The sequence below is a fragment of the Mesorhizobium sp. M7A.F.Ca.US.007.01.2.1 genome (genome assembly GCF_003998165.1).
Classification (GTDB): domain Bacteria; phylum Pseudomonadota; class Alphaproteobacteria; order Rhizobiales; family Rhizobiaceae; genus Mesorhizobium; species Mesorhizobium ciceri.
Window position 1 is genome coordinate 1 of the sequence record NZ_RZQP01000438.1, and the last position, 2,098, is coordinate 2,098.

General features: G+C 65.2%; 2 protein-coding genes. Both read right to left on the bottom strand.

Annotated features, from left to right (window positions below):
* On the bottom strand, nucleotides 1-665 hold a 665-nt coding region (locus tag EN949_RS34825; RefSeq protein ID WP_164782665.1), incomplete at its 3' end, for a patatin-like phospholipase family protein.
* Entirely contained in the window at nucleotides 662-1,999 is a 1,338-nt protein-coding gene (locus EN949_RS34830; RefSeq protein WP_164745909.1) for a pitrilysin family protein, read from the bottom strand. The genes EN949_RS34825 and EN949_RS34830, both read right to left, overlap by 4 nt.
* Nucleotides 2,000-2,098 lie beyond the last annotated feature (99 nt).

The following is a 2,098-nucleotide window of genomic DNA, read 5'->3' on the forward strand; positions in this document are numbered from 1 at the left end:
ATGATCGACTGCATCATCAATTGCGTGGCGCCGAACATCAGGTCGACGGAGGTCGGCTGTTTGCGGTCGGCCTCTTCCGGCGCGCCGACGACGTCGACGCCGATGATGATGTCGGCGTCGTTCTCGATCAGGTCGAACGGCACGGGGTTGTAGATGCCGCCGTCGATCAGCAGCCTGCCGTCGCGCATCACCGGACGGAACACGGCAGGGATGGCCGCTGACGCCGCCAGCGCGGAGTGCAGGTCGCCGTCTTCGAAGACGGCCAGCTTGTGACCGAAATAGTCGGTCGCCGTCACCTTCAGCGGGATCTTCAGCTCGGCAAAGGTTTCGGGGATGGCCTCGGGCAGAAAGGCTTTCAGGATGCGCTCGACATTGAACTGGCTGACGCGGATGCCGTTCTGCATGGCTTCGGCTATCGTGCCCGGCCGCGCCCGCCACATGCGGCTGGCCACCTCGGCGCGGCGGCCGAGGATCGAGCGGGCGTAGTCGTGGATGTCCTTGCCGGCCATACCCGATGCCATGCCGGCACCCATGATGGCGCCGATCGACGAGCCGGCAATCGCCACCGGCTTGATGCCGAGCTCGTCCAGCGCCTCGATGACATGGATGTGGGCCAGCCCGCGCGCGCCGCCGCCGCCGAAGGCGATGCCGAAGGTGGGGCTCATCCCTTGCCGGCTCCGGCCAGTTTCGGGCCGATGACCATGATGGTCGGCTCGGTGGTCAGCAGCTTTTTCGCCGCCGCCTTGACCTGTTCGAGCGTCACCGCATTGATGTAGCCGGCGCGGCGCTGCATGTAGTCGATGCCGAGATCGTCGAGCTGCAACTCGACCAATGTCGAGGCGATGGCGCTGGACGAGTCCAGATTGTTGATGGCGTAGGCGCCGATCATGTATTTCTTGGTCGCCGCCAGTTCCGCTTCGGTCGGGCCTTGTTCGGCCAATTGCTTGACGACATCGCGGACGATGCCAAGCGTCTCGGCCGCACGGTCGGACCGGGTGCCGGTGCTGACGATCAACGCGTTAGCGTGGTCCTGGTTGATGAGCGAGGAGTTGACACTGTAGGCCAGTCCGCGCTTTTCGCGCACTTCCTGGAACAGGCGCGAGGTGAAGGTGCCGCCGCCGAGGATCTCGTTCATCAGCACGGCGGGGAAGAAATCCGCCGCCTTGCGCTTCACGCCGGGAAAGGCGAGCTGCAGGGAGGTCTGCGGCAGGTCGTAGTCGACCTCGATATGCTGCGCCAGCTTCGGGTCGATATCGGCCACAGGCCTCAGCGCCTGGTTCTGCGGCAGGTCGCCGAACACCATGTCGAGCTTCTTCTTCAGCGTCTCCGCGTCGATGGCGCCGACTACGGCGACATGCAGGCCGCCGCGCGCGAACACCGCTTTGTGCAGGCCTTTCAGATCATCGGACGTGATGGCGGCGATGCTTTCCTTGGTGCCCTGATCGGAGCGGGAATAGGGATGGTCGCCATAGAGGGCGCGCGCCCATTTGTTCTGCGCCACCGTGTCCGGGTCGTTTTCGCCGGCGATGATGCCGGACAGGATCTGGGAACGGATGCGGTCGATCGGCAACTGGTCGAAGCGCGGCTCGTTGACCGCCAGCCGCAGCAGGTCGAAGGCCTGGTCGCGCTGCTCGGCCAGCATGCGCATCGAGCCGTAGATGCCGTCGCGGCTCTCGTCGAAGCTCATCTCGGCGCCGGCATCGTCGAGCTTGATCTGGAAGTCTTCACTATCGAGCGGGCCGGCGCCTTCGTCGAACAGGCCGGTCATCAGATTGGCCAGTCCTTCCTTGCCGACAGGATCCTGCGTCGAGCCGCCGCCAAAGACGAAGCGGATGGCCACGACCGGCACGGAATAATCCTCGACCAACCAGGCGGTGATGCCCTTTGGCGAGGTGACGGACTGGATCTCCATGGCCCGCGCGGTGAGCGCCGGCAGGATGAGGAAGAGGATGGAGAGAAAGAGGGTGGTGAGTGCACGCCATGCGGCAATCGTCGGCAGCGACCAATCGCGGAAGCCGGCGCTCCCCCTCACCCAGCCTCCGCTTTGCTCGGCTGACCTCTCCCCGACGGGGAGAGGTCAGCCGAGCAAAGCGGAGGC